Annotated in this window: 30 protein-coding genes and 2 tRNA genes; 16 read left to right on the top strand and 16 right to left on the bottom strand. The window is 60.0% G+C overall.

What is annotated here, in order from left to right; all coding sequences use genetic code 11:
* Positions 1 to 54 precede the first annotated feature (54 nt).
* The gene (locus HU766_RS20255; protein WP_186660106.1) at positions 55 to 765 is read right to left on the bottom strand and encodes a histidine phosphatase family protein; all 711 of its coding nucleotides are present in this window, start codon (positions 763 to 765) and stop codon (positions 55 to 57) included.
* A 198-nt stretch (positions 766 to 963) separates the two neighbouring features.
* Here HU766_RS20255 and sohB point away from each other — a divergent pair, with 198 nt between their 5' ends.
* The 3 genes from sohB (at position 964) to trbK (ending at position 2,744) form a co-directional block, all read left to right on the top strand.
* Positions 964 to 1,983, top strand: coding sequence for a protease SohB (sohB, locus tag HU766_RS20250; RefSeq protein WP_186660103.1), 1,020 nt, complete (start codon positions 964 to 966; stop codon positions 1,981 to 1,983).
* 154 nt (positions 1,984 to 2,137) lie between these two features.
* Positions 2,138 to 2,211, top strand: a tRNA-Cys gene (locus tag HU766_RS20245).
* A gap of 314 nt (positions 2,212 to 2,525) precedes the next feature.
* The gene (gene trbK / locus HU766_RS20240) at positions 2,526 to 2,744 is read left to right on the top strand and encodes an entry exclusion lipoprotein TrbK (protein ID WP_033696822.1); all 219 of its coding nucleotides are present in this window, start codon (positions 2,526 to 2,528) and stop codon (positions 2,742 to 2,744) included.
* Positions 2,745 to 3,006: 262 nt separating this feature from the next.
* Here trbK and HU766_RS20235 read toward each other — a convergent pair whose 3' ends face one another.
* Positions 3,007 to 3,906, bottom strand: coding sequence for an EamA family transporter (locus tag HU766_RS20235; protein WP_186660101.1), 900 nt, complete (start codon positions 3,904 to 3,906; stop codon positions 3,007 to 3,009).
* Positions 3,907 to 4,084: 178 nt separating this feature from the next.
* Positions 4,085 to 5,152: an SDR family oxidoreductase gene (locus tag HU766_RS20230; RefSeq protein WP_186660099.1), complete on the bottom strand. Its 1,068-nt coding sequence runs from the start codon at positions 5,150 to 5,152 to the stop codon at positions 4,085 to 4,087.
* A 73-nt stretch (positions 5,153 to 5,225) separates the two neighbouring features.
* Between HU766_RS20230 and HU766_RS20225 the strand changes: the two genes are divergently transcribed.
* Entirely contained in the window at positions 5,226 to 5,621 is a 396-nt protein-coding gene (locus HU766_RS20225; protein WP_186660097.1) for a MerR family transcriptional regulator, read from the top strand.
* 105 nt (positions 5,622 to 5,726) lie between these two features.
* Here HU766_RS20225 and HU766_RS20220 read toward each other — a convergent pair whose 3' ends face one another.
* Positions 5,727 to 7,697, bottom strand: coding sequence for an acyltransferase family protein (locus tag HU766_RS20220; RefSeq protein WP_186660095.1), 1,971 nt, complete (start codon positions 7,695 to 7,697; stop codon positions 5,727 to 5,729).
* Between the two features lie 218 nt (positions 7,698 to 7,915).
* The gene (locus HU766_RS20215) at positions 7,916 to 8,125 is read right to left on the bottom strand and encodes a DUF6434 domain-containing protein (protein ID WP_186660094.1); all 210 of its coding nucleotides are present in this window, start codon (positions 8,123 to 8,125) and stop codon (positions 7,916 to 7,918) included.
* Between the two features lie 178 nt (positions 8,126 to 8,303).
* Here HU766_RS20215 and HU766_RS20210 point away from each other — a divergent pair, with 178 nt between their 5' ends.
* Positions 8,304 to 8,528 carry a hypothetical protein gene (locus HU766_RS20210; RefSeq protein WP_186660092.1) on the top strand — a complete coding sequence of 75 codons (225 nt, stop codon included), beginning with the start codon at positions 8,304 to 8,306 and terminating at the stop codon, positions 8,526 to 8,528.
* A gap of 341 nt (positions 8,529 to 8,869) precedes the next feature.
* Here HU766_RS20210 and HU766_RS20205 read toward each other — a convergent pair whose 3' ends face one another.
* Positions 8,870 to 9,148 (bottom strand): hypothetical protein, encoded by a 279-nt coding sequence (locus tag HU766_RS20205; protein ID WP_033696828.1) that lies wholly within the window; start codon positions 9,146 to 9,148, stop codon positions 8,870 to 8,872.
* Between the two features lie 507 nt (positions 9,149 to 9,655).
* Here HU766_RS20205 and HU766_RS20200 point away from each other — a divergent pair.
* Complete coding sequence (locus HU766_RS20200; RefSeq protein ID WP_186660090.1) at positions 9,656 to 9,853, top strand: hypothetical protein; 198 nt, start codon at positions 9,656 to 9,658, stop codon at positions 9,851 to 9,853.
* Position 9,854: 1 nt separating this feature from the next.
* On the opposite strand, the gene HU766_RS20195 is transcribed toward HU766_RS20200, so the two are convergent.
* The gene (locus HU766_RS20195) at positions 9,855 to 10,268 is read right to left on the bottom strand and encodes a DoxX family protein (protein ID WP_033696831.1); all 414 of its coding nucleotides are present in this window, start codon (positions 10,266 to 10,268) and stop codon (positions 9,855 to 9,857) included.
* 103 nt (positions 10,269 to 10,371) lie between these two features.
* A tRNA-Leu gene (locus HU766_RS20190) sits at positions 10,372 to 10,456 on the bottom strand.
* A 213-nt stretch (positions 10,457 to 10,669) separates the two neighbouring features.
* Between HU766_RS20190 and HU766_RS20185 the strand changes: the two genes are divergently transcribed.
* From HU766_RS20185 to HU766_RS20170, 4 genes are all read left to right on the top strand, one after another.
* Positions 10,670 to 10,954 (top strand): hypothetical protein, encoded by a 285-nt coding sequence (locus HU766_RS20185; RefSeq protein WP_186660087.1) that lies wholly within the window; start codon positions 10,670 to 10,672, stop codon positions 10,952 to 10,954.
* A gap of 83 nt (positions 10,955 to 11,037) precedes the next feature.
* Positions 11,038 to 12,198, top strand: coding sequence for an ATP-binding protein (locus HU766_RS20180; RefSeq protein WP_186660085.1), 1,161 nt, complete (start codon positions 11,038 to 11,040; stop codon positions 12,196 to 12,198).
* 5 nt (positions 12,199 to 12,203) lie between these two features.
* Positions 12,204 to 13,649, top strand: a complete 1,446-nt coding sequence (locus HU766_RS20175; RefSeq protein WP_186660083.1) for an ATPase domain-containing protein — start codon at positions 12,204 to 12,206, stop codon at positions 13,647 to 13,649.
* An 11-nt stretch (positions 13,650 to 13,660) separates the two neighbouring features.
* Positions 13,661 to 14,023 carry a response regulator gene (locus tag HU766_RS20170; protein ID WP_186660081.1) on the top strand — a complete coding sequence of 121 codons (363 nt, stop codon included), beginning with the start codon at positions 13,661 to 13,663 and terminating at the stop codon, positions 14,021 to 14,023.
* Between the two features lie 45 nt (positions 14,024 to 14,068).
* Here HU766_RS20170 and csrA read toward each other — a convergent pair whose 3' ends face one another.
* The 8 genes from csrA to HU766_RS20130 all read right to left on the bottom strand — a co-directional run bounded on the left by csrA (position 14,069) and on the right by HU766_RS20130 (position 19,847).
* Positions 14,069 to 14,266 (bottom strand): carbon storage regulator CsrA, encoded by a 198-nt coding sequence (gene csrA / locus HU766_RS20165; RefSeq protein ID WP_004375914.1) that lies wholly within the window; start codon positions 14,264 to 14,266, stop codon positions 14,069 to 14,071.
* A 253-nt stretch (positions 14,267 to 14,519) separates the two neighbouring features.
* Positions 14,520 to 15,542 (bottom strand): DNA topoisomerase IB, encoded by a 1,023-nt coding sequence (locus tag HU766_RS20160; protein WP_186660079.1) that lies wholly within the window; start codon positions 15,540 to 15,542, stop codon positions 14,520 to 14,522.
* Positions 15,543 to 15,599: 57 nt separating this feature from the next.
* Positions 15,600 to 16,691, bottom strand: a complete 1,092-nt coding sequence (modC, locus tag HU766_RS20155; protein WP_186660077.1) for a molybdenum ABC transporter ATP-binding protein — start codon at positions 16,689 to 16,691, stop codon at positions 15,600 to 15,602.
* A gap of 1 nt (position 16,692) precedes the next feature.
* Positions 16,693 to 17,373, bottom strand: coding sequence for a molybdate ABC transporter permease subunit (gene modB / locus HU766_RS20150; protein WP_186660075.1), 681 nt, complete (start codon positions 17,371 to 17,373; stop codon positions 16,693 to 16,695).
* Entirely contained in the window at positions 17,373 to 18,131 is a 759-nt protein-coding gene (modA, locus tag HU766_RS20145) for a molybdate ABC transporter substrate-binding protein (protein ID WP_186660064.1), read from the bottom strand. The genes modB and modA overlap by 1 nt, the downstream gene beginning before the upstream one ends.
* 107 nt (positions 18,132 to 18,238) lie before the next feature.
* The gene (locus HU766_RS20140; RefSeq protein ID WP_186660062.1) at positions 18,239 to 19,315 is read right to left on the bottom strand and encodes a nitronate monooxygenase family protein; all 1,077 of its coding nucleotides are present in this window, start codon (positions 19,313 to 19,315) and stop codon (positions 18,239 to 18,241) included.
* A 51-nt stretch (positions 19,316 to 19,366) separates the two neighbouring features.
* Positions 19,367 to 19,537 (bottom strand): hypothetical protein, encoded by a 171-nt coding sequence (locus HU766_RS20135; protein WP_077068364.1) that lies wholly within the window; start codon positions 19,535 to 19,537, stop codon positions 19,367 to 19,369.
* Positions 19,538 to 19,544: 7 nt separating this feature from the next.
* A complete protein-coding gene (locus tag HU766_RS20130) occupies positions 19,545 to 19,847 on the bottom strand; it encodes a DUF1883 domain-containing protein (protein WP_033696846.1) in 303 nt (100 codons plus the stop codon).
* A gap of 161 nt (positions 19,848 to 20,008) precedes the next feature.
* Here HU766_RS20130 and HU766_RS20125 point away from each other — a divergent pair, with 161 nt between their 5' ends.
* From HU766_RS20125 to gorA, 6 genes are all read left to right on the top strand, one after another.
* Positions 20,009 to 20,368, top strand: coding sequence for a hypothetical protein (locus HU766_RS20125; protein WP_033696847.1), 360 nt, complete (start codon positions 20,009 to 20,011; stop codon positions 20,366 to 20,368).
* Between the two features lie 144 nt (positions 20,369 to 20,512).
* On the top strand, positions 20,513 to 21,163 hold the full coding sequence (locus tag HU766_RS20120) for a c-type cytochrome (protein ID WP_186660059.1): 651 nt from the start codon (positions 20,513 to 20,515) through the stop codon (positions 21,161 to 21,163).
* Positions 21,160 to 22,074 carry a c-type cytochrome gene (locus HU766_RS20115; RefSeq protein WP_033696850.1) on the top strand — a complete coding sequence of 305 codons (915 nt, stop codon included), beginning with the start codon at positions 21,160 to 21,162 and terminating at the stop codon, positions 22,072 to 22,074. Before HU766_RS20120 ends, HU766_RS20115 begins: the two co-directional genes overlap by 4 nt.
* A gap of 102 nt (positions 22,075 to 22,176) precedes the next feature.
* Positions 22,177 to 23,538 (top strand): UDP-glucose/GDP-mannose dehydrogenase family protein, encoded by a 1,362-nt coding sequence (locus HU766_RS20110; RefSeq protein ID WP_186660057.1) that lies wholly within the window; start codon positions 22,177 to 22,179, stop codon positions 23,536 to 23,538.
* A gap of 48 nt (positions 23,539 to 23,586) precedes the next feature.
* The gene (gene galU / locus HU766_RS20105; protein ID WP_033696852.1) at positions 23,587 to 24,426 is read left to right on the top strand and encodes a UTP--glucose-1-phosphate uridylyltransferase GalU; all 840 of its coding nucleotides are present in this window, start codon (positions 23,587 to 23,589) and stop codon (positions 24,424 to 24,426) included.
* A 97-nt stretch (positions 24,427 to 24,523) separates the two neighbouring features.
* On the top strand, positions 24,524 to 25,879 hold the full coding sequence (gene gorA, locus HU766_RS20100; RefSeq protein WP_047581926.1) for a glutathione-disulfide reductase: 1,356 nt from the start codon (positions 24,524 to 24,526) through the stop codon (positions 25,877 to 25,879).
* The last annotated feature ends 105 nt before the right edge of the window (positions 25,880 to 25,984 follow it).

Here is a 25,984-nt window from a genome sequence, read left to right as displayed (position 1 = left end):
CGCATTCCTTATAGAGTGATTTTCACGTCCCCGCAGGGACACAACAAGCCGGGCTCATCGGTAGGTAATGAGCTCCGGCGCCCTCAACAGCTGCACATGGGCTTGGCTGTTGAAGGAAGCCAGTGCCACGTCGCGGCCGCGGAACTTCAGCTGGCTGAGCGACGTGTTGATAATTTGCCAGTTCAGTGCGAAAGCCTGGCTGGGGGTAATGCAGGTGACCAGGTGGAGCAGGGCGGCGATGGTGCCGCCGGAGGTGAAGATGGCGATGTTGTCGCCACTGCCTGCGGCTTCGAGCACACGCTGCAAGCCCTTCTGGACGCGGGCGGTGAAGGCCTGCCAGGTCTCCAGGCCGTCGTCGGCATGCTCGCCATCGTGCCAGCGCTGCACCATCAAGGCGAACAGGCGCTGGAATTCACTGCGGTGCTGCGCGCCATTGCGCAAGATGTACAGGGCGTTGGGTTCGTGCTCCATCAGCCCCGGCAGCAGGGCGTGGATCACCCCGTCGGCATCGAATTCATTGAACGCCGCGTCGGTCTCTACAGTCGGTACCGCGCAGCCACTGGCGTGCAAGGCCTCCAACGCCAGGCGTGCGGTATCCTGCTGACGGCGCAGGTCGCCGGCCACGCAACGATCCAGCCGCACACCGAGCTGAGCCAGGTGTTCGCCCAGGGCCTGGCTCTGACGCACACCGACGGCTGAGAGGACGTCGTAGTCTTCGGCACCAAAGGAGGCTTGGCCATGTCGGATCAGGTAGAGGTTGCCCACGAAGGTATCCGGCCTGTTGGAGGTTGCTGCGAGGTTAGGATGTGCCACACAGGCTGTCAACGAAAAAACATACAAGCGTTTGAAAAGGTTGTTTGAACTGTGTTGCCAGCGTTTACACCGGCTGGCAGCGCCTCAGGCGCACCGGTATGCTTGTAGCAGTTACGCGCTGAACTGGCGCCAGTCTTTGAAGGAGTCAACGTGGAGTTTCTTGCCGAATACGCAAGCTTTCTCGCTAAAACCGCCACCTTGGTGATTGCCATCCTGGTGGTGTTGTCGGCTATTGCCGGTTTGCGCGGCAAAGGGCGGCGCAAACCGGGCGGGCAGCTGCAGGTCACGCGCCTGAACGAGTTCTATAAAGAGCTGCGCGAGCGCCTGGAGTCGGGTTTGCTCGACAAGGCCCAGCTCAAGGCCTTGCGCAAGCAGCAGGCAAAGGCGGAAAAACAGCAGAAAAAAGCCAAGGCTGAAGAAAAGAGCCGGGTCTTCGTGCTCGATTTCGATGGCGACATCAAAGCCTCGGCCACCGAGAGCCTGCGCAACGAGATCACCGCCCTGCTGACCCTCGCCACCCCGCGTGACGAGGTGGTGCTGCGGCTCGAAAGCGGCGGTGGCCTGGTACACAGCTATGGCCTGGCCGCTTCGCAACTGGCGCGTATTCGCCAGGCGGGCATCCCGCTGACCGTGTGCATCGACAAGGTGGCGGCCAGCGGTGGTTACATGATGGCCTGCATTGGCGAGAAGATTGTCAGCGCACCCTTTGCCGTGCTGGGTTCGATTGGTGTGGTGGCGCAACTGCCCAACGTCAATCGTCTGCTGAAGAAGCACAACATCGATTTCGAGGTGCTCACCGCCGGCGAATACAAGCGCACCCTCACGGTGTTCGGTGAAAACACCGAGAAGGGCAGGGAGAAGTTCCAGGAAGACCTGGACATCACCCACCAGCTGTTCAAGGATTTTGTCGCCCGCTATCGGCCACAGCTGCACATGGACGAAGTGGCCACCGGCGAAGTCTGGCTGGGTGTGGCAGCGCTTAACCGCAAGCTGGTGGACGAGCTGCAGACCAGCGACGAATACCTGAGCGACCGCGCCCGCAACGCCAACCTGTTCCACTTGCACTTTGCTGAGCGCAAGAGCCTGCAGGAACGCATCGGCATGGCCGCCAGCGGCACGGTGGAGAACACCGTGGTGGGGCTTTGGAGCAAGCTCGGCCGCTTGCGCTAACACCTTGAACCCCTTGAAATTTTTTTCTGTTCAGGGGGTTGCAAGGTTCATTGAATGCAGACATAATGGCGCCCATCGAAACGCAGCGAACTTTGAAAAAGGTTCAGTGTTTCAAGGAGATAGCAAGGCGCAAGCGGCTAACTCCAAACTTTGAGGCCGAGTAGCAAAGTGGTTATGCTCCGGATTGCAAATCCGTCTACGCCGGTTCGATTCCGACCTCGGCCTCCATTATTCGAAAGCCCCGCAGATTAACGTCTGCGGGGTTTTTCTTTGTGGGTCGAAAAAGACAGGGGTTCCGAATCTACAGAGGTGGAGTTTCGAAACTTCAGCCTTTCGAGGGGTTGGCGATGGCGCCGACGCGGCGGTAAACGCGCGCCATATCGTCCCTGCGCATGGAATTGATAATGCAGGTGCCGCCATCTCTGGTGAGGCGTTATGGTTGGATAGGGTAGGGCGCTGGCTGGTTGATGGCACTGCGCCACGTTTTGCAGGGCATTTCGATCTTTGGTATAACGCCCGCCCATTTCACAGGAAGGAACCTCATGAAGCGCACCCTTACCACAATGCTCGCTGCTGCACTTGCTATGGGCTTGGCCGGCTGCAAAGAAGAAGCCGCCGATACTGCCGCCTACGAGCCCACTGCCGAACACTGCCAGCCGGACTACCTCAAAACGCTTCCAGACAACAAGGCCCGGGAAGACCTGGTCGAAAAGTGCATGACCGGTGGCTCGTACAAGAAGTCAGAGCCGAAGACCTGGTAACGCCCGTCCTTCGTCAGTCATCGCCGCCTCATCAGGTGGCGTTTTCGTTTTCCGGGAGGGTGAATCCGTCTACACCGGTTCGATCCGACCTCGGCCTGCACATTCAAAAGCCCCGCAGGTTAACGTTTGCGGGGTTTTTCTTTGTGGGTCGAATAGAACGAGCCTTTCCGAATCTGGCCATTGCTTGGTGGGGCTTACGCGCTCACCCGTTCGGCGATAGATGCGCTTGGTGTGTGCGCCGAGTGCTGACTCCAAAAGCGAATTACACCGCAGACGGCTGTGCTGTCTTCTTGCCTAATCGGATCAATTCGTTTGAGAAACACAGTCCAGTGAGGATGAGCCCGGCCCCCCAGTACAACGTGTCTCGCGGTACCTCATTAAGGACCACGAACGCCAGAAGTGCGGCAAACAGCGGTTCAGTCAGTTCCAGTGCTTGAACTTGTGATGGCTTTAAATACTCGATGGCCTTGGTGGTGCAGAAGAAACCGAGGATGGTCGGCAATGCAGCCAGGGCCACCAAAGCCATGACCGCCACCCGTGACAGCTCTCCCATGATGAACCCATTGGTTGCAGCCGGCATCAGCAGGTAAAGACTCCCGAAAAACAATAGCTGCCGAGTGAAATGCAGTCCTCCAGAAACGCCCATGCGCTTCATGGCAACCGAAAACGCGCCATAACCGCAGCCTCCAATCGACGCGAGCACTGCGCCTTGCAGCGAAAAACCTTGTTCCAGGTCTGCTCCAAAAACCACGGCAATACCGGCTATCGTCAATCCGGCACCTACCGCTGCGTTGGCGGTGATTGGGTCCTTGAGGACTATCCGGCCCAGTAATAACGAAGAAATGGAAGCACTTGCCATCAGGATCACCACCACGCCCGCTGCGGCGTAATGGTTATAGGCCGAGGTTTCAAAGTGGAACAACACGAAAATGCCGAGAAAGGCGCAGACGGCTGCATGGAGCCACTTAGCCGTATGCCAAGGCCGCTTGAGGAACAGCAGCAAGACTGACAGCAGTAGGCAGCCGAGTACGGTCTTTATCAGGGCGATACTGCTGGGGCTGAACCCACTGTTCATCAGCACCTTGCTGAATACTCCGATTGTTGCATTCAGTGCAGCGGCGCAGAGTGCAAAGAGGACACCTTTGCCGAATTGAGATTGCATCAGTACATTCCTTGTTAATGTATGCTGGATTGCTCGTGGGCGAGGCTAAGTGTCGATCCTTTTGACCAACCAAACGGTCTGAAATTAACTATTTGGTCTGCGAAGAAAATAGAGTGCCTAAAGGGCAGCAATAAATGCCAATGTGCGCAGAGGGCAAGCATCTCTGTAAAGGGCTAGATTATGGCTTCGTCACGTAGTCCTTGACGTAGCGCACCGTGTTCTCGATAGCACGTGTCATGTTGGGATGGGTTAATTGATACTTCCGTTCCAGTTGTCTACTCATACCCATATCGAAGCGCTGCACCTGAATAAAATTTAATGACTCGGCGCTGATCGCGAACCGGGTCGCCAGTCCGGGAATGGTCAATAGCGACCTGAGCAACCCTATTGGTACATGGCGGCGGGGTGCCTTGACGTCTAGCGTTTTTGCGATCTGCAGAAGCATCCCTTGTAAGCTCGGTGTTCGCTCATAGAGCGCCAGGACCTGACGGTTGGCCATGAAGGGGTCGAAGGCCACGCAAATCATCATCTTCACCAGGTAATCGACGCTGACTAATGGTAACCAATGCCTGACAGAGCCGGGTACAGCTTTGAACTGGCCTTGTGCCAGGTTTCGAATCAGTTCGGAAAACGGTTGGCCTTCCAAGATATGTCCGTTCTCGCTGTGGCCACACACCGTAGCAGGATGAACAATCGTGTAATCCGCGTCTGCGTCTTGCATGTAGCGGATGACAGCAAAATGGGATTCGAGTTTGCTGCCTTCATAGCCACCTACACGGGCGTAGACCGCAGGCCAGTCTGTGTTCTCAGGGCATGTGATATCAACTCCGATACTGTTGAGGTGGGTGAGGTTTTGTAGCATGAAACCGCCCACCATCAGCAGTCGGATGCGTTGGCTAGCCGCAAGCTTGGCCACGTTCAGAGCACCTTGAACATTAATTGCGCGAGCACGCTCCAGTGTCAGTCCCCAGGAGAATTGCGCAGCGAGGTGGAAAATCACAGTGGCCGAAGACACGTTTTGCTTGGCTGCCTCGCTGAGTCCAAGCCCCTCCCTGCTGATATCGCCCTCAACGGCATGGATAAGCGCAGGGTTACCTCCCAGTTGGCCTACCTGTTCCCTGAGACGCTTTATGTTTCCAGGGGTGCGCATAAGCACCCAGGTCTTGTGCCCTTTCGCCGTAAGACGGCTCAGTAGATGTTGGCCCACAAACCCACTGCCACCTGTGATGAAGCATTCCGCACTCATGACTGAATCCTTGTTTAGCTGATCGGCGCAGGCTAAGGTGTAGAGCCTACTCTACAGTCAAGGATTTTTTACCGTGAACATTGGTGAGTTGGAGCGCCGGAGTGGGATCAGCCGCCACGCATTGCGCTATTACGAACAGCTCGGCCTTATCGTGCCCCATCGACAAGCCAACAACTACCGCAGCTACAGCGAACAGACCGTTGTCGATTTAGCCTTCATTCAGAGTGCGCAGAGCGGAGGTTTTTCACTCGCAGAGATTGGGGAAATTCTTGCGGCCAGGCGGGGTAATAACATCGATTGCGCGCGCGGTGTGGTTTTGGTAGCCGCCAAGATGGCCGAGATTCAAACGAAGATCACCACGCTGCAAGCCGCTTATGTTTTTCTAAGTGCGGAGCGTGCGAAGCTTGAAGCCAGTGCTTTGGCCAACGGACAGACTATTCCTCAACTGCCTGACCATGGTCATGTCTAAGACTCAATGTGCAAGAGCAAGGCATCCCGGCCAGGTCAGACTGTAAAAGTGCAAGCCCGCCGAGGTGGCGGGCTTGCAGAGATGGCAGTTTAAATGCTCATCCGTTCAATCTTCGACGTGTTGCCCAACAGATCGAGCGGATTGCCCCAGGGCCGCGATAGGCTGGGGTACTTGACCGGATTCTACAACGGACCGGCCAATGATCTCAGAGCCGACCATGCTGATGTGGCCGCTGTCAAAGTAGAGAAGCGTATCTTTGTCGTAAGCCGAGCACGTTCCGTTTTTGCAGATTTGCGGCCGGACATCGAACGTGGTTACGTTGGCGTACTGGCTTGCGAGTTCCTTGAGATAGAGGTTGACTTCGCTTTCGCCTTGATCTGGAATCATCGCGGTTGCTGGACAGTTCATTCCTGGGATGCGAATGGCTTTTGCCGTACACATGCGGTCCAGGCCTACGAATACGGGGACATTTAGGGCAATGATCACCTGATTGTGGTTGCCGGCCAGTTCAGCGATGGTATCGGCGAACTTTTCCTTCCCGCCTTTCACTGCATAGGCTGCCCATGATGCTCCGAGGATTACGGTTCTATAGTTCTTGGACTCGGCGAACGCTCGCTCATTGAAATCATTGCAGGACTTGGCGCGATCCGGACCAAGAAGGCCTTTCGTATCACGCACCGGAGGGCACGACGAATGAGAGATATTTCGGATGGAGAAGTGAGCGCTTTCTCCTACGGCCTTCAGATACCCAACGTAATGCGCTGCGTTTGAGTCGCCCCAAAGCAGTGTTTGCGCAGGCACTGTCTTATCACCATTGACGCACTGATCCTCGGTCCATTTTTTCGGATCGTACTGCATCATCTGGCAGTTGAATGGGAACCGGCTCGCAGGTTTCGTGTTGTAGTCGTGTAAAGAGATTTCTCTCTTGTATGCCGCTCCTGCTGCGGTTGGCCAATAACCATTGTTCTTCACCAAGACGTATCCCAGTACCATTACACCCGCGCTGGTCGCAATGATCGGCCCAGCCTTGGTGATCAGCCACATTGGAGTGCGAGCCCTGAAAGGCGTCTCTATCAGGTGATACGAGATGAGGGTGAGTAGACACATCAGCAGTGCGCAGGCGATGCCACCTGACAGCGTCGGCTCACCGTATGCGTAACGGTAGAACGCCAGAACAGGCCAGTGCCAGAGGTAAAGCGAGAATGAACGCAGCCCCACATAACGGGCGACTGGGTTCCCAAAAATTCTGGATAGAATGTTTCTTTGGTTAGTGCCTGAAAGGATCAGCAGTGCCGCGCCCAGGGAGGGAATAATCGACCGAACGCCAGGGAAACCATTCTTCTCGTCAAGATAGAGAATCGATCCGGCAACCATGGCCAGGCCCACTGCACCAGCCACGTTGGCAGCGGAGGCAGGGATGCGTCGCGAGTCCTGCCACAGGAACAGAAGGGCACCGACCAGAAGTTCGCCTGCCCTGGAAGGCAGCATGTAATAAGCGAACGAGGGGTCGCGAGCCAGGAAGTACTCACTCACCGCGAAGGAACCGATAGCGAGAATGACGCCGGCTGCCACCAGCAGGCGCTTACCTCCGACCTTCATGGCGATGATCATCAACGCCGGCCATATCAGATAGAACTGCTCTTCGACGCCGAGCGACCACATGTGCAGCAGTGGCACGGTGTCGGACGAAGCGGCGAAGTAGCCCGTGTCCAGGAAGAGCCAATAGTAGATGTTAGCTGCAGAAAGGGTAGCGCCGATGGCCGACTCCGAAAGAGACTTGACGTCGGCAGGCAAGAGTAAGAACGAGCCAGCGATTAACGTGACGATTGTTACAAATGCAGCTGCAGGTAGGATCCGACGGACACGGCGACCGTAAAAGTCAGCGAAAGAGAAGTGGGGCCCTTTTCCGTAGATGATCCCTGTGATCAGGAAGCCGGAAATGACGAAAAAAACGTCAACGCCGACGAAGCCGCCAGGGAGCCATTGCTTGTTGAAATGGAAAATTGTGACAGCCAAAACGGCCAGAGCCCTGAGCCCGTCTATGTCCGGTCGATAGGCTAAGTGTTTGCCTTGCATTTCTGAATTCCCTGTCATGGGGGCTGAATAAACGGCGGATGATACCTTTTTGCCTGCATTCGCGGGCATTTTTGTGCTTGGTGAAATCGGCGACGGATGTGCCCTGTCTATCTCCATAAATCGCGAGGCGACACTTCCTGCAATCGGCAAGTCGTTTTCCAGCATCGTGTCGAATAGCTAGACGGTATGGCGGATGAGTTAATAAATCGGTATTGCCGTCATAGCTTTCTTCGACGCAGCCATTCATCAGCAACGTCGCCCAGTGTTACGGGCTCGCCGCCCTTGATCCAGGCCATGAAGGTGCGATCGAACTTGAAGCCATCGCCGCATTCGCCGACCATGAACTGCCGGACCTTCTGCGTGTTGCGGTAGTTCTTGTCCAGCGGGGTTGCACGGGTGATCGGCCCTGCGTGCCAGTCAAAACTCATTCCCTGCTCCTTGGGTGGCGAAGTCGCCCGCAGCGTAGCACTGCTCGTGCTGCAGAACACTGACGGTGTAAGCACCCTCTGTGCCCGCACACGGGTAGGCAAATTTTAAGTAGCGCTTATGTAGCCGGAGGAGGAGTATTGATGGCTTCCCGGCGCAATGTCGGAGGGAGTCATCTCAATGGATCGCAAGCCCAGCAATCAGGAAGTCGCAGTAGCGATCGGCATAAGCGAAGCGGAAGTCCTACGATACCGAAGCGAAACGTTGTTGCTCGGCGATGGCTCATGGCTGATCCACTTCACGTTCGTGATGCCCAAAGAGCTTCGGTTCGGCTTGACCGGGAGCTTTTCCCACATCTTGAAAGCGCCGCCGCCTTCCGGTGACCGGCGGATGGAGGCTCTTTAACTGCTGGCAGTTGGGGCGGGCAGGGGAATTCACCCCGTCAGTGACGGATGAGGCGTATAGTGACAAACGAGTTGCTGCATTCCAGTGACTTCCCTATCGAGGTTCAGTCATGAATGCCTCCCATCAGTCCCCCACGCACAAAGCCCACCTGCGGCTCGACGAGCAGATCAAAGTATTCCTCTCAAAAGGCGGGTCCATCCAGGAGGTGGCTTCCGGTATTGGCGCTTCCGATCGCGTCGGCCCCAGGCAGCCTTCGGCCAGGTGGTCCAATTCGAAGGGCTAGGCCTTGCGTTTGAGACGTTAAAGCAAAACCGGCCAGTGGCCGGTTTTTTTGTGGGCTTTCAGCTGTCTGCTGATGGGCGTGTGGGGAAATGCTGAGGATACAGCGCCCTGTCCACCTCCAGCTTTTCAGCGTCGCCAATACGCTTGCGCACTTCGGCGTAGAACTGCTGGCTCTGATTTTGGAACCTGATAAAGTCGCGGTCGCACTCCGCCTGCGCGGCCATCAGCTCCAGGCCGGCAAGCCCCTGGGTGGACTTGCGCGACAGGACATAGGCCTGCCAAGCGTTTTCAACCTTCAGCAGCCCTCTAGCGAACGCTTTTGTCTCGATTGTCGCCATTGGAACACCCTCTTTGAGCCAAATAGGCTCGTCGGTGTGGATCGCCAGAGCGACGATGGGCAAGCGCGTAGAAACGCCGATTACCAAGGCATCGGATAGCTGAGCTTAGCGTGTTTTCTGGGTGACGCCGCATAGTGGTTGGAGCGAGGAAAGGGGCTAGGCCCAACATGGCGTCAGGCAGTTATTAAGCGGCAAAAGAAAAGCCCGCCGACAATGGGCGGGCTAAAGAACGTACGGAGCAAGGCCAGTGTGCCAAGCAGGTTGTCGATAATATGTGAAGAGGGTGTCATACGGCTGTCGTTTGCTGCGGGTATTCAAGCCAGGTGCTTCCCCGTCATCAACAAACCCCCCGCGCAAAAAAAGCCCGCCATTAAATGGCGGGCAAGGAACGCTTGAAGGGAGAGCCTGCAGACTGCCCGCGCCCGGTTAACCCAGCATTAAGCGGCCATCCATTGACCTTGCCCACTGTTCAGCCTATATAGGCCTCCCGCCAATCCAGGAGCCAGCATGCGCGACGAAGACGACCTGCACGAACCCGAGCATGACCACCTGCTCGACCACGAATTCCTCTACGACGACATCGAGCACGAAACAGATGCCCAAGGCGCGCTAGACGAAGTCGAAGAAGATGAGGAAACGCTGGATGATCTCGATGACGAGGACCGTGATCACCCAGCCTGGCACGACGACTGCGAAGACGATTGAGTCAACGGCGGTCCAGCGAGAAACGCCCGGGGCCGCTCACTGCCAGCAACAACAAGCCGCCAATGATGCTCAAGTTTTTCAGGAACTGAGTCATGTTGGCGCTGCGTTCGGGGTCGACCATGTTCCAGAACGGGTGGCCGATCAGCGCGGTGCCCAGCACGAACAGTGCGAACAGAAATGCCAGTGGGCGGGTATAGAACCCCAGAATCAGCACGATGGCGACAAAGAACTCCATCACCACTGCAACTGCTGCGGCAAGCATTGGCGCAGGCGCGCCTAGTGATGTCATGTAGCTGACCGTACCTTCAAAACCAGTCAGTTTGGCCCAGCCGGATACAACAAACAGAATCATCAACAGTATGCGGGCAATCAGGATGATGACGTCGCGTTGACCATCGAACAGGGAGTAGCGCATGGCGGCGTTCCAGTGGACAGGGACAAACTCCACTCTAGCAGTTGCGCCGGGAATTTCCGCAGGACGAAAAAAGGCGCCACAAGGGCGCCTTTTCGAAGGAATTTGGTGCGAGTGGCGGGACTCGAACCCGCAAGGCTCACGCCGACAGATTTTAAGTCTGCTGTGTATACCAATTCCACCACACTCGCACATGAATGGGTCTGAGCGACCGGCATGCTTCTAAGTCAATGCTTTTAAGTAGAAGAGCCTTGCATTCAAGCGCGCTTTATAACCCATTGTTATAGTTGAGTCAACCGCAGCACCTATGATCAAGGGTGTGAAGGGTGCTCGAATGGGTGATTGACACCTTGCTGTCATTACGCCACTGTTGCCCCTCATTTGGATCCAATGGTTATGAAGCGATGACTCGGGCCAGTTCGTCCGATGCTAGTGGTCGTGTGGTGCGCCCGCGGTTTATATGGCGTCTGTTGTTCGCCCTGGTGACACTGCTGGGGGCGTTTCTCTATGTGAGCCTCATCAGCCTCGGCGGTTATTTGCTGATGCTAGGGTTTGACGCCGAGCACCCGCAACCCCAACGCATGATGGCTTTGGCGGGCGGCGGCGGCATTCTGCTGGTGGGCCTGTGGCTGCTCAAGGTGGCGCTGCCGCGTCGAGTGAGCCCTGTACTGGTCGACCGTGGCCGCTGACAAACAGTTGCCACAGGGCGGATGCAGGGTGACACTGCTGGTTAGGCCTATTTTCTACCTCCCGCTGTGCCTGTGGAGTTTGCATGGTTTCAGCTGACTGCCTCGATCACCCCGTCATTCCCGCTCACCGCTATGAACAACTGGTTCAGTCGGTGGTGGACTACGCCATCTACATGCTCGACCCGGATGGGCGCGTAGTTTCCTGGAACGCTGGCGCCGAACGGATCAAGGGCTACCGCGCAGATGAAGTGATCGGCCGGCATTTCTCGTTGTTCTTCACCCCTCAGGATTGTGCCGAAGGGCGCCCCGAACGACTGCTGCGCCAAGCGCTGGAGCAGGGGGTGGCGCAGGATGAGGGCTGGCGCGTGCGCAAGGACGGCTCGCAATTCTGGGCGATGGCCGCGCTGGACGTGATCCGTGACGATCTCGGGCAGATCGTCGGCCTGGCCAAGGTTACCCGGGATATCACTGACCGGCGCGATTCTGCGCTGCAGCTCGATGCTGTGCGTGCCCAGCTGTTCCAGGCGCAGAAGCTCGAAGCCCTTGGTCAACTGACCGGTGGGCTGGCGCATGATTTCAACAACATGCTGACCATCATCCTGAGCTCGGCACGGCTGGCCATGAACGCTCAGGACCCGGCGCGTATCCAACGTATGCTGCAACACATTGTCGACGCCGGGCAGCGGGGTACCGAACTGACCCAGCAACTGCTCAGTTTTGCCCGACACCGCAAACTCGATGTCAGCCGCGTCGCGCCCTTGGAACTGATCGCCGCCACCCGTGGGCTGCTGGAACATTCGCTGCCCAGTGACATCGACCTGGAGCATCACCTGCCGTCAACCTTGCCATCAATAGAAGTGGATGCAGGGCAGTTGCAGATGGTGCTGCTGAACCTGTTGTTCAATGCCCGCGATGCTATCCCGGGCAGTGGCCAAATCCGTATGGCGGCCGAGGTTGTCGAGCTTGTCGGTGAGGTGGAGGGGTTGCATGGCAGCTTCGTGTGCTTCGAGGTGCAGGACAGCGGAAGCGGGATCGCCCCTGACGTGCTGCCACGCATTTTCGAGCCGTTCTTCACCACCAAGGCATTCGGCAAGGGAACCGGCCTGGGCCTCAGCCAGGTCTATGGCTTCGCCAAGCAGAGCAATGGCGCCATCAGCGTCGACAGCGTGCTCGGCAGGGGCACCTGCATGCGTCTTTATTTACCCACGTCTGACCCACAAGCAGATCGCCAACTCGACAGGTAGAAACCATGGCACAGGCACTCAAGCGGCTGGTGACGGGGATCGAAGGGCTCGATGCGCTGCTCAGGGGGGGGCTGGTGGCGGGGGCGTCGTACATCATTCAAGGCCCACCCGGCGCGGGTAAAACCATTCTCGCCAATCAGTTGGCCTGTCACCACGTGCAGACTGGCGGCAGGGTGCTGGTGGCGACGTTGCTCAGTGAATCCCACGAGCGGCTGTTCCAGTACCTGGGCACCCTTGAATTTTTCGACCCGAGCCTGGTTGGCGACCAGATCCAGTTCGTCAGTGCCTTCGACGCCCTCGAGCAGGAAGGGCTCGATGCCGTGGTCAAGTTGCTGCGCCAGGAGATCGGGCGCCAGCAGGCCAGCCTACTCATCGTGGACGGTGTGCTTAATGCCCGCGTGCGTGCGCAGACGCACCTGGACACGAAAAAATTCGTCTCGGAACTGCAAGGCCACGCAGCTTTTGCCGGCTGCACCGTGTTGCTGTTGACCAGTGCACGGCTGGACGAAGGCAGCCCGGAACACACGATGGTCGATGGGGTGATCGAGCTGGGCGAGCACCTGGTCGGCAGCCGTGCCGTACGCCACATTCAGTTGCGCAAGACGCGTGGCAGCGCAGCCTTGTCGGGCCGTCACGAATGCCTGATCGACGAAGCGGGCATGCATGTGTTTCCGCGGCTGGAGTCGCTGCTCGGCCACCTCAGTCAGAAGGGCAACGCCACGCTGAGCCGTGTCTCTTCAGGCATCATGAGCCTGGATGAAATGTGCGGTGGCGGGCTGGCCGCTGGCTCGGTCAGCCTGTTGATGGGGCCTTCCGGTATCGGCAAGACGTCCCTGGGCCTGGCATTTCTGGGCGCATGTACCGCGCGGGCGCCAGGGGTGCACTTCGGTTTCTACGAAACGCCCGAACGCTTGCGCCTCAAAGCGGCGTCGCTGGGCTACGATTTTGCCGCACTTGAGCGCGAAGGTGCCCTGCAGTTGTGCTGGCAGCCCACCACGGAGGTTTTGCTGGACCAGGTTGGCGCGCGCTTGCTTGAACGTGTCGAGGCGCAAGGCAGCAAGCGTGTGGTGATCGACAGCCTGGGTGCCTTCAGCCGTCTGGCGATCGACCCGACGCGGCTCAACGCGTTTTTCCGCGCCTTGACTGCTGAGCTGCGAGCACGTGAAGTCAGTGTGCTGTTGACCTGGGAAATGCGTGACATCTTCGGTTCGGAAATCACTGCGCCGACAGCGGACCTGTCGAGCATCGTCGACAACCTGATGCTGATGCGCTTCGTCGAGCTGCAGTCGCAGCTGCGGCGCATGCTGTCGATCCTCAAGGTGCGTGACAGCCACCATGACCCTGCGTTGCACGAGCTGCTGCTCGGCCCCCAGGGCATCACCTTGCGCAAGGCCTTCGAGGGCGCCAGCGGCGTGCTCTCTGGGGCCCCTGTGCCGCAAGGGAGCGGGTGACGGGCCCTCTGATGAACACCATTCTGATCGTCGATGACGAATACCTGATCGCCGACATCCTCGGCTTCGCCCTTGAGGATGAAGGTTATCTGGTGGAAAAAGCGAGCAATGGCCTCAAGGCCCTGGAAGCGCTCAAGGAAAAACGCGTCGAGCTGGTGATCACCGACTACATGATGCCCCTGCTCAATGGCGAAGAGCTGGTGCGCTCGATGCGCGATGAGCTGCACCTGAGCGACCTGCCGGTCATCTTGATGAGCGGCGGCCAGGTTAGCCAGGCCAGCCACGGGTGCCCGGAACTGTTCGCCGCGGTATTCGACAAACCCTTCGATATGGACAGGATGATCGCCAAGGTGCGCGAACTGCTGGGCACCTGAGGCACCGTCGATCAAGCGCGTCCGTGCGGCTTGAGGTGGGGTCGCTCAGTGCGAGTCGTCGTGTTTTTCCGGGGCCGGGCTGCCAGCCTGGATACGCTTGAAGATCTCTTCGCGGTGCACCTGGACATCTTTCGGTGCGTCGATACCAATCCTCACCTGCATCCCTTTGACGCCCAGAATGGTGACTTTGATGTCATCGTTGATGACGATGCTTTCGCCAACCTTACGGGTGAGTATCAGCATGTAGTTCTCCTTGGTAATGTTGAAATCCGTCGGGCTATTTGCCGCGGCGGTGGGAGCCAGTCCCTCTTCCTTCTCATTAAAGACGCTTTCGGCGGATAGGAATTCCCCGACAGACAAATTCTGTTGCGTGTCTTCAGTTGCAGGCGCCGATAGTTACCGCAAGCGGATTGTCGGCGAAGGTGCTCGGTGGCAAGAATAGGGGGGTTCAGCCCGTATGGGAAATTTCTCTGCATCATGGCCTAAATAGACAGTGTCAATGATCGTACTGTTCCTCTAGTGCCTGAAGAAATAACAGCAACGCGACTTCCTCCGGGTCCAGGCCCTTGCGGTTACGCTTGCGCGGCAAACTGGCCAGCCGCCCGAGGGCAAAGTGTTCCAGCACCGCCGGGTGGATGTAGCAGCGTCGGCACACCGCCGGGGTGTTGCCCAGGCGTGTGGCGACCTGTTTGACGATGGCCGCGACCTGGCGCTTCGCTTCGCTTTCCGGCTCCCATGCCAGCGGCCTGAGCAGGTCCAGCGCCAGGCTGCTGCCGGCCCAGGTGCGGTAGTCCTTGGCAGTGAAATCGGCGCCAGTGAGTTCCTGCAAAAACTGGTTGATCTCGCTGGAGCCGACGCTGCGGCGTTGGCCGTCTTCGTCCAGGTACTGGAACAGCGCCTGGCCCGGCAGCTCCATGCAACGCTTGAGCAGGTTTGCCAGGCGCCGGTCATGCAAGGTGACGTCGTGCTCGACGCCGCGCTTGCCGCGGAACTGGAAGCGGATGCTGCCGCCTTGCACCTTGACGTGGCGGTTGCGCAGCGTGGTCAGCCCGTATGACTGGTTGTCGCGCAGGTAACGCTGGTTGCCGATGCGGATCAGGGTGTGGTCCAGCAGGCTCACCACCAGTGCCATGACCTTTTCCCGGTCCAGGCCCGGGCGGGCCAGGTGCGTTTCCAGTTGCAGGCGCAGTTTCGGCAGTGCCTGAGCAAAGGCCAGCATGCGCCCGTATTTGTGCTGGTCACGCAGTTCGCGCCATTGCTCATGGTAGCGGTACTGCTTGCGGCCACGGGCGTCGCGGCCAGTAGCTTGCAGGTGACCCTGCGGGTCGGCGCAGATCCACACTTCGCTGTACGCCGGCGGAATCACCAGCGCAGCGATGCGCGCGAGGGTGTCGGCGTCGCGCACCCGTTGGCCCTCGGCATCAAAGTAGATGAAGCGGTCGCGCCAGCGCCGCCGGCTCAGGCCCGGTTGGCTGTCGTCAACGTAATGCAAGGTGCGGGGCAGGGGGCAGTCGAGCATTGGCGGCAGGCCTCGATCAGGTCACTGATCAATGGACAACGGCCGCGTGGTGGTTGCTCAGCCCAACAATGCCACCGACTTGATCTGGGCAAACAGTGCCTGGCCTGGGTGCAGGCCCAACTGGTCTGCCGAATAGCGAGTGATACGCGCCAGCAAGGCATTGCCGCCGGCATCCAGGCTGACCAGGACATGGGCCGGGTTGTCTGCCGGGCGGCTTTCACGCACCCGCACCGGCAACCGATTGAGGATGCTCGAGGCGCTGTCTGCGGCCAGGGCCAGGCTTACATCGCGGGCCTGAACCTTGACCCGCAGGGTACTGCCCATGACATGCGCAGGGTGGGCGATGCGCAAGAGTGGCGCGCTACTGCCGGGCAGGCGTAGGTCGAGCAAATCGTAATGAGGGTCATGACCGACCACCAGGCCTTCGAACACCACCCCGGCGTCCTCGCCCTGGGCCAATGAAAGGTCGAGGCGCGCCAGCGTTTCGCCGATCGGGCCGCTGGCCACGGCCTGGCCTTGCTCCAGCAACACCAGGTGGTCTGCCAGCCGCGCCACTTCGTCCTGGGCGTGGCTGACATACACCAGCGGGATTTCCAGCTCGTCATGCAGGCGCTCCAGGTACGGCAGGATCTCGCGCTTGCGCGGCCCGTCGAGGGCCGCCAGTGGCTCGTCCATCAGCAACAGCCGTGGGCTGCTGAGCAGCGCACGGGCAATGCCGACGCGCTGGGCCTCGCCGCCGGACAAGGTGGCCGGGCGGCGTGCCAGCAGGTGGCCGATGCCCAACAGTTGGCAGGCCTGATCAAGGCTGACCTTGCGCTCGCCCGGCGCAATTCGCCGCCAGCCGAACTCCAGGTTGCTGCGTACCGACAGGTGCGGGAACAGGCTGGCTTCCTGGAATACGTAGCCCACCGGTCGCAGATGCGGCGCCTGGAAATAGCCGCTCGCGCTGTCTTCCCAAACCTCGCCGTTGATCTCGATATACGCCCTGGCAGCCCGCTCCAGCCCCGCCAGGCAGCGCAGGCATGACGTCTTGCCCGAGCCGGAGTGGCCGAACAGCGCGCTGATACCGCGCCCTGGCAGCAGCAGGTCGACATCCAGGGTAAAGTCGTCGCGCGCCAACTCCAGGCGCGCCACAATCGATCCAGTCATTTCAGCTCCAGCCAGCTTTGCCGCGGCGCCCAGCGTATAGCAATAGCAGCACCAGGAACGAGAACACCAGCATGGCACCGGCCAGCCAGTGGGCTTGCGAATATTCCATAGCCTCGACGTGATCGAAGATCTGCACCGAGACCACGCGGGTCTTGTCGGGGATGTTGCCGCCAATCATCAGCACCACGCCAAACTCACCCACGGTATGGGCGAAACCCAGGATGCTCGCGGTGACGAAGCCGGGGCGGGCCAGCGGCAGTACCACATGAACGAAGGTGTCCCAGGGGCTGGCGCGCAGGGTGGCTGCCACTTCCAGTGGCCGTTGGCCGATAGCGCCAAAGGCATTTTGCAGCGGCTGCACCACGAACGGCATGGAATAGATCACCGAGCCAATCACCAACCCCGTGAAGCTGAACACCACGCTACCCAGGCCTAGTGCCTGGGTAGCCTGGCCGAGCCAACCGTGCGGGCCGAGGGCGATCAGCAGGTAAAAGCCGATCACCGTCGGTGGCAGCACCAGCGGCAACGCCACCACGGCGCCCACCGGCCCGCGTAACCACGAACGCGTGCGCGCCAGCCACCAGGCGAGGGGCGTACCGAGGACCAGCAGAATCAGGGTGGTCAAGCTGGCCAGTTTGACGGTCAGCCAGATTGCCCCCAGGTCACTGGCGTCCAGTGGCATCAGATTTCATAACCGTAGGACTTGATCACCGCTGCGGCTTTCGGGCCCTTCAGGTACTCGACCAGCGCCTTGGCGGCGGCATTGTCTTTGCCCTTGTTGAGGATCACGGCGTCCTGGCGGATGGGGTCGTGCAGCGCGGACGGCACGATCCAGGCCGAGCCGCTGGTTACCTTGCCGTCCTTGTAGATCTGCGACAGGGCAACGAAGCCCAGCTCGGCATTGCCGGTGGATACGAACTGGAAGGCCTGGGTGATGTTCTGGCCTTCGACGATCTTGCCCTTGGTGGCCTCGGCCAGGTTCAGTTTGTCCAGCACCTGCGTCGCGGCCAGGCCGTAAGGGGCGGCTTTAGGGTTGGCGATGGACAGGTGCTTGTAGGCGTTCTTTTTCAGCACTTCACCTTTGGCGTCCACGTAACCTACCTTCGCCGACCACAGGGCCAGGGTGCCGATGGCGTAGGTGAAACGCGAACCGGGTACGATTTCGTTTTCTTGCTCGAGCTTGGCTGGGGTGCTGTCATCGGCGGCGAGGAACACTTCGAACGGCGCACCGTTCTTGATTTGTGCGTAGAACTGCCCGGTGGCACCGTAGGCTGCAACCAGCTTGTGGCCGGTGTCTTTCTCGAAGTCCTTGGCGATGGCCTGGATCGGTGCTGTGAAGTTAGCTGCGACCGCGACCTGAACCTCGTCGGCCCAGGCAGTGTTGAGGCAGATCAGGCTGGCCAGGGCAGTGGCAGCCAGGTGCAGTGGGCGGATTCGCATGAAGACAGCTCCTTGGGATTATCGTTATAGCGTTAACTATATAGCGATACGCCATTGGCCGGGAAGGGCCTGAGGGCAACTGTGTTATAGACGTTCGCCAACCGGGTTCAGCGCCCGATTTGTTGCAGGGCCTTGTCGGCGATATCCCGGGTCAGCTCACCTGCCGGCAGGTGCCTGCCCAGGCGCAGCGCCTGGCCTGACCAGAGGTTGCTGAAGTCGCTGTTGCCCTGGGGGTCGGTGATTGCGCGCAGCGGCATCAGCGCGCCACCCGCCAGCGGAAAGCGCGGTGCCAGCTCGCTCATCGGCCCCAGTTCGCGCATGACGCGATTGATGATGCCCCGCGCCGGGCGGCCGGTGAACAGATTGGTCAGTGCGGTTTCGCTGGCCGGCGCGGTGTCCAGAGCGTGGCGGTGAGCGGCAGAAACCTTGGCCTCAGGGCAGAACAGGTAGGCCGTGCCGATCTGCACGGCCGACGCGCCGAGGGCCAGGGCCGCGACCAGGCCGCGGTGGTCGCCGATGCCGCCGGCTGCAATCACCGGCACCTTGACCGCATCGGCAATCTGCGGCACCAGGGCGAAGGTGCCAATCTGGCTGGTGATGTCTTCGCTGAGGAACATGCCACGATGGCCGCCGGCTTCATAGCCCATGGCGATGATCGCGTCGCAGCCGTGGCGCTCCAGCCACACCGCTTCTGCCACCGTGGTGGCGCTGGACAGCACCTTGGCGCCGGTTGCCTTGACCCTCTGCAGCAACTGCGGCGCGGGCAGGCCGAAATGGAAACTCACCACTTCAGGGTGCAGTCGCTCGACCAGTTGGCAGCTTTGCTCATCGAAAGGCGCACGGTTGGAGGCCGGGGTGGGGGCCTCGAAGTCGGCACCCACTTCGCTGTAGTAAGGCTTCAATGCCTGCTTCCAGCGCGCATCGCGCTCGGCATCGGGCAGCGGTGGCTGGTGGCAGAAGAAGTTCAGGTTCAGCGGGCGCCCAGGGCAGGCGGCGCGAAATGCCTCGATCTCTTCAGCGATCTGCGCGGCGGTGAGCATGGCGCAGGGCAGCGCACCGAGGCCGCCCGCAGCGCCCACGGCAATGGCCATGGCCGAGCCGGTCGCACCGGCCATCGGCGCCTGGAGAATGGGCAGCTCGATGCCCAGCAGATCGAGGATGCGACGGTCAGGCCACTGGCTCATGCGATTCTCCTTGCGGGCAGCGTGATCGGTACGGCAGTGCACGTAGGGCGTTTACAGGGCCTTGCTGACCTGGATGTCGCTGATCTTCACGGCATCGTCGCCGTGGATCTTTTGCAGCGCTTGCAGCGCCTGCTCCACGGAAGCCTCGGGCATGAACGCGAATTCAAAGCGGCGCTCGCCGTCGAGTTTGTATTTGATGACGTACTTGATGGTCTGGGTCATGGCGGTCTTATCTGAGTTTCGACGACGAGCGACGGATGATCTTGATCTTGTGGGTCAAGGTCGGTTTGCGCGTTACCGAGATCGGGCGAGTGGTCACGGTATCGAGGGTGATGTTCCAGAAACCGGTACTTGGCACGGTGATCTTTGCCGGGAACTGGTCAAAAGCACCCCCGTGGTAGGTGTGCCGGCCGCCATTTTTGAAACTGCGGAAGTTGGCGTCGTTCATCAGGCGGATGTTGCAGCGCTGGGAGCACTCGATGACGACGATATCGTCTTCGTTCAGGTGCTCGCGCTGGTGTACGAATTTCATGTGATGCTCCGCAAGGTTTGGATCTTCAAAGGCGAAAGATACCACGATGTAGCGTTACACTGCCGCGCCTGTTGGCCAGGCGTAGATAAATCTGCCAAAGCAGGGAGCAAAACAGCCCGGCGGTGGTCGAACGGGATTCTTGAAAGGCAGAGGTGCTGCAAATGAAATGGATGGTAGCGGCGTTGTCCCTGACGCTGGGTGGCTGTGTCAGCGTTTCGGAGCTTGAACAATCGCGCGAAACAATGGATGTGATCTCTGGCAAGACGCCGCGTGAATACGCAGATTGCATCAAGCAGAAGCTGGCCGATACCCGTGATCCGTTGGTCGAGGAGCCGCGAGGCGACGGCCTGCGCCTGATCGTGCCGCAGAAGCTCACGTCCGGGGCCGGGCCTGCGGCGTTGGTCGATATCGACAAGCGTGGCAGCGGCAGCAGCATCAAACTGCGTGAGCGTTTGAACAACTTCCCGCTGCGCCTGGGCGACGTGCGTACGGCGACGACGCAGTGCATTTCTGGCCATTGATCTGGCGCAATTGATTCGCGGTTAAAAAGCCAATAACCCTCGCTTGGCGAGTCTGGTGTTGTTGCGATTTGCCTTACGGGTCTAGTATCCATTTGCTTATGTTTTTTAAGCCTAAGCTTATAACAAAAGAAATGGAGATTCGTGATGACACCGTTGAGTCGAGTCGTGATCGGCAGCTTGCTGATCCTGGCCTGGCCCACGGCGCATGCCGCCGATGGCCAGAAAATCTTCACCCAGGGCGGGGCGAACCCCGCCGCCATGGCCTGCCTAGGTTGCCATGGGCCAGACGGCAAGGGCATTGCCGCCGCCGGGTTCCCCCGTTTGGCCGGGTTACCCGCCGGCTACCTGAGCAAACAGTTGCACGACTGGCGTGATGGCACGCGCAAGCAGCCGGTCATGGAACCGCTCGCCAAGGCTTTGAGCGAAGACGAGATCAAGGCGGTCAGCGCGTACCTGGCCAGCCTACCGGCCGAGCCTGCGGCTGACCTGCGCCGCCAGCAGATTGCCGATGACCCCACCACGCGCATGGCCCTGTACGGTGATTGGGGGCGACAGATACCCGGTTGTGTGCAATGTCACGGCCCTGGTGGCAGTGGGGTAGGTGAGCATTTTCCGCCCTTGGCAGGCCAGCCTGCGGCTTACTTGATGGCGCAGCTCAATGCCTGGCGCGACGGCAGCCGCAGCAATGACCCCAACCAACTGATGGTGGGCGTGGCCAAGGCGATGACCGATGACGAGGTCAAGGCCATTGCCGAGTTCTTCGCCCGCCCCGCCAGCCTGGAGGTCACGCCATGAAGCCCTTGATTCCCGCCGCGCTGCTGTTGGCCATGGGCAGTGCCCAGGCCGCCCCGATCGCCATGGAAGACCAGTCGCAGTTGAAGGTGCCAGGCGTGCAGGCCGCGCCGCAGTTCGTGCCGCCCGCCGAAAGCGAGTTGCCGGACAATGCCTTTGGCAAGATGGTCCGCGAGGGCCATGCCTTGTTTGTCGATACCCGACGCAAGATGCCGGAAGCCGTGGGTAACGGTTTGAACTGCAGCAACTGCCACCTCGACCAGGGACGGCTGGCACACTCCGCGCCGATGTGGGGCGCGTACCCGATGTACCCGGCCTATCGCAAGAAAAACGACAAGGTCAACACCTATGCCGAGCGCATCCAGGGGTGTTTCCAGTTCAGCATGAACGGCAAGCCACCGGCGGCGGACAGCCCGCAGATGACGGCGCTGTCGGTGTATGCCTACTGGTTGTCGACCAAGGCACCCACAGGCGTCGAGATCGCGGGTCGCGGCTATCCGGACGTGGCGCAACCCCAGGGTGGCTACGACTTCAAGCGCGGCCAGCAGGTTTACCGTGAGCAATGTGCGATTTGCCATGGTGACAACGGCGAAGGGCAGAAGGTGGCCGGTGAGTACGTGATGCCGCCGCTGTGGGGCAAGGACTCCTACAACTGGGGGGCCGGTATGCACCGGATCAACACGGCAGCGTCCTTCATCAAGTACAACATGCCACTGGGCAAACCGGGCAGCTTGAGCGATCAACAGGCCTGGGATGTGGCGGCGTGGATCAACCGCCACGAACGGCCGCAGGACCCGCGCTTGGTGGAGGGGTCTGTGGAGAAGACGCGGCTGAAGTTTCATGCCAATGACGGGGTGAACCTGTATGGCCAGCAAGTCGAGGGGGTGTTGATCGGGCAGGGAACGGGTAGCTGACGGGTTTGCTGCGCCGGCCGCCTTCTTTTGTCATCTGCCCGTCACCGCCCTGCAACCACCTTCGGGTTGCAATGACCGCCATCATCCTCAAGGAGCGCGGCCATGGAACTCTGTGTGATCGGGGCGGGGTATGTCGGCTTGGTAACGGCGGCCTGTTTTGCCGAAATGGGCAACCGGGTGACCTGCCTGGAACGTGATCCGCAGCGCTTGATGCAGTTGCGCCAGGGCCAGTGCCCGATCCACGAGCCAGGCCTGCCGGCACTCTTGTACAGCGGCATGCAGGCGGGCCGCCTGCTGTTCAGCGATGATTGGCAGCAAGCGCTGGCCAGTGCCGAGGTGGTGTTTATCGCCGTGGGCACGCCCAGCCAGGAGGACGGTTCGGCCGATCTGCAGCATGTGCTGGGCGTTGCCGACAGCCTGGGGCGCCACCTGACACGCCCAAGCCTGGTGGTGAACAAGTCGACAGTACCGGTAGGTACTGCAGAGCGGGTGGCCCGGCACATTGCAGTCGGTTTGCGCGCGCGTGGCGCAGGCTTTGCTGTCGAGGTGGCGAGCAACCCCGAGTTTCTCAAGGAGGGCAGCGCCATCGATGATTTCATGCGCCCCGACCGCATCATCATCGGCAGCGACAGTGCGGCGGCCGGCCAGTGCCTGCAGCGGCTGTATGCACCCTTTGTGCGTAACTGCGAACGCATTCTGTTGATGACGCCCCGCGCCGCCGAGTTCAGCAAATACGCCGCCAACGCCTTTCTGGCCACCAAGATTTCCTTCATCAATGAGCTGGCGGGGCTTTGCGCACAGCTGGATGTGGACATCGAGCAGGTGCGCCGGGGCATCGGCAGTGATCGGCGCATCGGTAGCCATTTTATCTATGCCGGGTGTGGCTACGGCGGTTCGTGCTTCCCCAAGGATGTCCGGGCCCTGCTTCGCACTGCCGAGCAGCAGGGCTACCAGGCCGCGATTTTGCAGGCGGTGCAGGCACGCAACGACGAACAGAAGACCTTGCTGTTCAAGGCGCTGCACCAGCACTTTGGCGGCTTCATGCGTGGGCGTAGCGTCGCGCTCTGGGGGCTGGCCTTCAAACCGGGCACTGACGACCTTCGCGAGGCGCCCAGCCTGGTGCTGATCGATGCGTTGCTTGCGGCGGAGGCCCGGGTACAGGCCTGCGACCCGGTGGCACTTGGCGGCATGCAGGGGCGTTATCCGCAGGCCGTGGCCAGCGGTCAGTTGCGCCTGAGCGAAGACCCTTACGCCTGTGTCGAGGGTGCAGACGCCCTGGTGCTGGTGACCGAATGGAAGCAGTTTCGGCAGCCGGATTTCGTGCGTGTGCGGGGGCTTATGCGTATGCCAGTGCTATTTGATGGGCGCAATATTTACGATCCCTTGGAACTATCTACACTGGGTTATCTCTATCATGGCATCGGTCGGCCTCAGGTGGGGCATTGTAAGGTGACTGCCGCCTGATTAGACTGCGCCGAATTCCACAGGCCTAGCCTTTGTTTAAGGACGTATATGATCAAGAAATGCTTGTTCCCGGCCGCCGGTTACGGCACCCGCTTCCTGCCCGCTACCAAAGCCATGCCCAAGGAAATGCTGCCGGTGGTCAACAAGCCACTGATCCAGTATGGCGTTGAAGAAGCGCTGGATGCCGGCCTGAACGAGATCTCCATTGTGACCGGCCGTGGCAAGCGTGCCCTGGAAGACCACTTCGACATCAGCTACGAGCTGGAAAACCAGATCAAGGGCACCGACAAGGAAAAGTACCTGGTCGGTATCCGTCGTCTGCTTAACGAGTGCTCCTTCTCCTACACCCGTCAGACCGAGATGAAGGGCCTGGGCCACGCGATCCTCACCGGCCGCCCGTTGATCGGTGACGAACCGTTCGCGGTAGTGCTGGCTGACGACCTGTGCGTCAACCCGGAAGGTGACGGTGTACTGACCCAGATGGTCAAACTGTTCAAGCAGTACCGCTGCTCGATCGTCGCCATCCAGGAAGTCGACCCGCAGGAAACCAACAAGTACGGCGTAATCGCCGGTGAGATGATCCGCGACGACATCTACCGTGTCACCAACATGGTCGAAAAGCCTGCACCGGAAGACGCGCCTTCGAACCTGGCGATCATCGGCCGCTACATCCTGACCCCGGACATCTTCGATATCATCGCCAACACCGAGCCTGGCAAAGGTGGCGAAATCCAGATCACTGACGCCCTGCTGCAACAGGCCAAAGATGGCTGCGTGATTGCCTACAAGTTCAAGGGCAAGCGTTTCGACTGCGGTGGCGCCGAAGGCTACATCGACGCGACCAACTTCTGCTTCGAGAACTACTACAAGACTGGCAAGGCTTACTGATAAGCCCCGCTGGTCTGCAAGCCACCCCTCGGGGTGGCTTTTTTGTTTGCGGCGGCCAACGGCGGTATGCTGGGTGCCAGCCTAGGAGACTGAATAAATGGCCTACGATTTTGATCTGTTCGTGATTGGTGCCGGGTCCGGCGGTGTGCGCGCAGCGCGTTTTGCCGCGGGCTTCGGCGCGAAGGTGGCGGTAGCCGAAAGCCGCTACCTGGGCGGTACCTGCGTCAACGTCGGCTGTGTGCCGAAAAAACTGCTGGTGTATGGCGCGCATGTCGCCGACGAGCTGGAACAGGCCGCAGGCTTCGGCTGGACCCTGGAAGAAGGGCATTTCGACTGGGGCACCCTGATTGCCAACAAAAACCGGGAAATCGAGCGCCTCAACGGTATCTACCGCAACCTGCTGGTCAACAGCGGGGTGACCCTGTTGCAGGGCCATGCACGCCTGACTGGCGCCAACGAGGTGGAAGTCGACGGCCAGCGCTATACCGCCGAGCACATCCTCATCGCCACCGGCGGCTGGCCGCAGGTGCCGGACATCCCTGGCAAGGAACTGGCCATCACCTCCAACGAAGCGTTCTACCTCAAGGCGTTGCCGCGCCGCGTGCTGGTGGTGGGCGGTGGCTACATCGCCGTCGAGTTTGCCGGCATCTTCCAGGGGCTGGGGGCCGATACCAGTTTGCTGTACCGGGGCGATCTGTTCCTGCGCGGGTTTGATGGTTCGGTGCGCACGCACTTGAAGGAAGAGCTGGAAAAACGCGGCCTCGATCTGCAGTTCAACGCGGATATCCAGCGCATCGACCAGCTGGACGACGGCAGCCTCAAGGCCACCCTCAAGGATGGCCGCGAGCTGGTTGCCGACTGCGTGTTCTACGCCACTGGGCGGCGGCCGATGCTCGACAATTTGGGCCTGGAGAACACGGGCGTCGAGCTGGATGCACGGGGCTACATTCGCGTCGATGAGCAGTACCAGACCACCGCGCCGTCGATTCTGGCCATTGGCGATGTGATCGGTCGCGTGCAGCTCACCCCAGTGGCGCTGGCCGAAGGCATGGCCGTTGCGCGGCGCTTGTTCAAGCCCGAGCAGTACCGCCCGGTGGACTACCAGAACATCCCCACTGCGGTGTTCAGCCAGCCGCCGATCGGTACCGTTGGCCTCACCGAGGAACAGGCGCTGGAGGCCGGCCATAAGGTGCAGATCTTCGAGAGCCGTTTCCGGGCCATGAAGCTGACCTTGACCGACATCCAGGAAAAGACCCTGATGAAGCTGGTGGTCGATGCCGAGACCGACAAGGTGCTGGGCTGCCACATGGTCGGGCCGGATGCCGGCGAGATCGTGCAGGGCCTGGGGATTGCGCTGAAGGCGGGCGCGACCAAGCAGCAGTTTGACGAGACCATCGGCGTGCACCCGACCGCGGCTGAAGAATTCGTGACGATGCGCACCGTTACCCGCTAAAAGCACCTCCGGCCTTTGTAGGAGCGGCCTTGCGTCGCGATGGGCTGCGAAGCGGCCCCTGGATCTGTGTTTCGACGCCGAAATCCTGGGGCCGCTTCGCAGCCC

It is taken from the genome of Pseudomonas sp. SWRI77, from assembly GCF_014269105.1.
GTDB lineage: Bacteria > Pseudomonadota > Gammaproteobacteria > Pseudomonadales > Pseudomonadaceae > Aquipseudomonas > Aquipseudomonas capeferrum.
The sequence above is the reverse complement of the archived record's forward strand: the minus strand, read 5'-3'. Positions and strand labels throughout refer to the sequence as shown.

Excerpts from the sequence above, each read along its gene's own strand:
- HU766_RS20110 (WP_186660057.1), top strand. The coding sequence starts at position 22,177 with ATGGAACTCTGTGTGATCGGGGCGGGGTATGTCGGCTTGGTAACGGCG.
- gorA (WP_047581926.1), top strand. The coding sequence starts at position 24,524 with ATGGCCTACGATTTTGATCTGTTCGTGATTGGTGCCGGGTCCGGCGGT.
- csrA (WP_004375914.1), bottom strand. The coding sequence starts at position 14,266 with ATGCTGATACTCACCCGTAAGGTTGGCGAAAGCATCGTCATCAACGAT.
- HU766_RS20215 (WP_186660094.1), bottom strand. The coding sequence starts at position 8,125 with ATGAGTTTTGACTGGCACGCAGGGCCGATCACCCGTGCAACCCCGCTG.
- HU766_RS20125 (WP_033696847.1), top strand. The coding sequence starts at position 20,009 with ATGAAATGGATGGTAGCGGCGTTGTCCCTGACGCTGGGTGGCTGTGTC.
- HU766_RS20220 (WP_186660095.1), bottom strand. The coding sequence starts at position 7,697 with ATGCAAGGCAAACACTTAGCCTATCGACCGGACATAGACGGGCTCAGG.
- HU766_RS20205 (WP_033696828.1), bottom strand. The coding sequence starts at position 9,148 with ATGGCGACAATCGAGACAAAAGCGTTCGCTAGAGGGCTGCTGAAGGTT.
- modB (WP_186660075.1), bottom strand. The coding sequence starts at position 17,373 with ATGCCACTGGACGCCAGTGACCTGGGGGCAATCTGGCTGACCGTCAAA.
- HU766_RS20175 (WP_186660083.1), top strand. The coding sequence starts at position 12,204 with ATGGCACAGGCACTCAAGCGGCTGGTGACGGGGATCGAAGGGCTCGAT.
- HU766_RS20195 (WP_033696831.1), bottom strand. The coding sequence starts at position 10,268 with ATGCGCTACTCCCTGTTCGATGGTCAACGCGACGTCATCATCCTGATT.
- HU766_RS20170 (WP_186660081.1), top strand. The coding sequence starts at position 13,661 with ATGAACACCATTCTGATCGTCGATGACGAATACCTGATCGCCGACATC.
- HU766_RS20120 (WP_186660059.1), top strand. The coding sequence starts at position 20,513 with ATGACACCGTTGAGTCGAGTCGTGATCGGCAGCTTGCTGATCCTGGCC.
- HU766_RS20160 (WP_186660079.1), bottom strand. The coding sequence starts at position 15,542 with ATGCTCGACTGCCCCCTGCCCCGCACCTTGCATTACGTTGACGACAGC.
- modC (WP_186660077.1), bottom strand. The coding sequence starts at position 16,691 with ATGACTGGATCGATTGTGGCGCGCCTGGAGTTGGCGCGCGACGACTTT.
- HU766_RS20135 (WP_077068364.1), bottom strand. The coding sequence starts at position 19,537 with ATGACCCAGACCATCAAGTACGTCATCAAATACAAACTCGACGGCGAG.
- HU766_RS20230 (WP_186660099.1), bottom strand. The coding sequence starts at position 5,152 with ATGAGTGCGGAATGCTTCATCACAGGTGGCAGTGGGTTTGTGGGCCAA.
- HU766_RS20115 (WP_033696850.1), top strand. The coding sequence starts at position 21,160 with ATGAAGCCCTTGATTCCCGCCGCGCTGCTGTTGGCCATGGGCAGTGCC.
- HU766_RS20185 (WP_186660087.1), top strand. The coding sequence starts at position 10,670 with ATGACTCGGGCCAGTTCGTCCGATGCTAGTGGTCGTGTGGTGCGCCCG.
- trbK (WP_033696822.1), top strand. The coding sequence starts at position 2,526 with ATGAAGCGCACCCTTACCACAATGCTCGCTGCTGCACTTGCTATGGGC.
- HU766_RS20140 (WP_186660062.1), bottom strand. The coding sequence starts at position 19,315 with ATGAGCCAGTGGCCTGACCGTCGCATCCTCGATCTGCTGGGCATCGAG.
- HU766_RS20130 (WP_033696846.1), bottom strand. The coding sequence starts at position 19,847 with ATGAAATTCGTACACCAGCGCGAGCACCTGAACGAAGACGATATCGTC.
- HU766_RS20235 (WP_186660101.1), bottom strand. The coding sequence starts at position 3,906 with ATGCAATCTCAATTCGGCAAAGGTGTCCTCTTTGCACTCTGCGCCGCT.
- HU766_RS20210 (WP_186660092.1), top strand. The coding sequence starts at position 8,304 with ATGGATCGCAAGCCCAGCAATCAGGAAGTCGCAGTAGCGATCGGCATA.
- HU766_RS20180 (WP_186660085.1), top strand. The coding sequence starts at position 11,038 with ATGGTTTCAGCTGACTGCCTCGATCACCCCGTCATTCCCGCTCACCGC.
- modA (WP_186660064.1), bottom strand. The coding sequence starts at position 18,131 with ATGCGAATCCGCCCACTGCACCTGGCTGCCACTGCCCTGGCCAGCCTG.
- HU766_RS20200 (WP_186660090.1), top strand. The coding sequence starts at position 9,656 with ATGCGCGACGAAGACGACCTGCACGAACCCGAGCATGACCACCTGCTC.
- galU (WP_033696852.1), top strand. The coding sequence starts at position 23,587 with ATGATCAAGAAATGCTTGTTCCCGGCCGCCGGTTACGGCACCCGCTTC.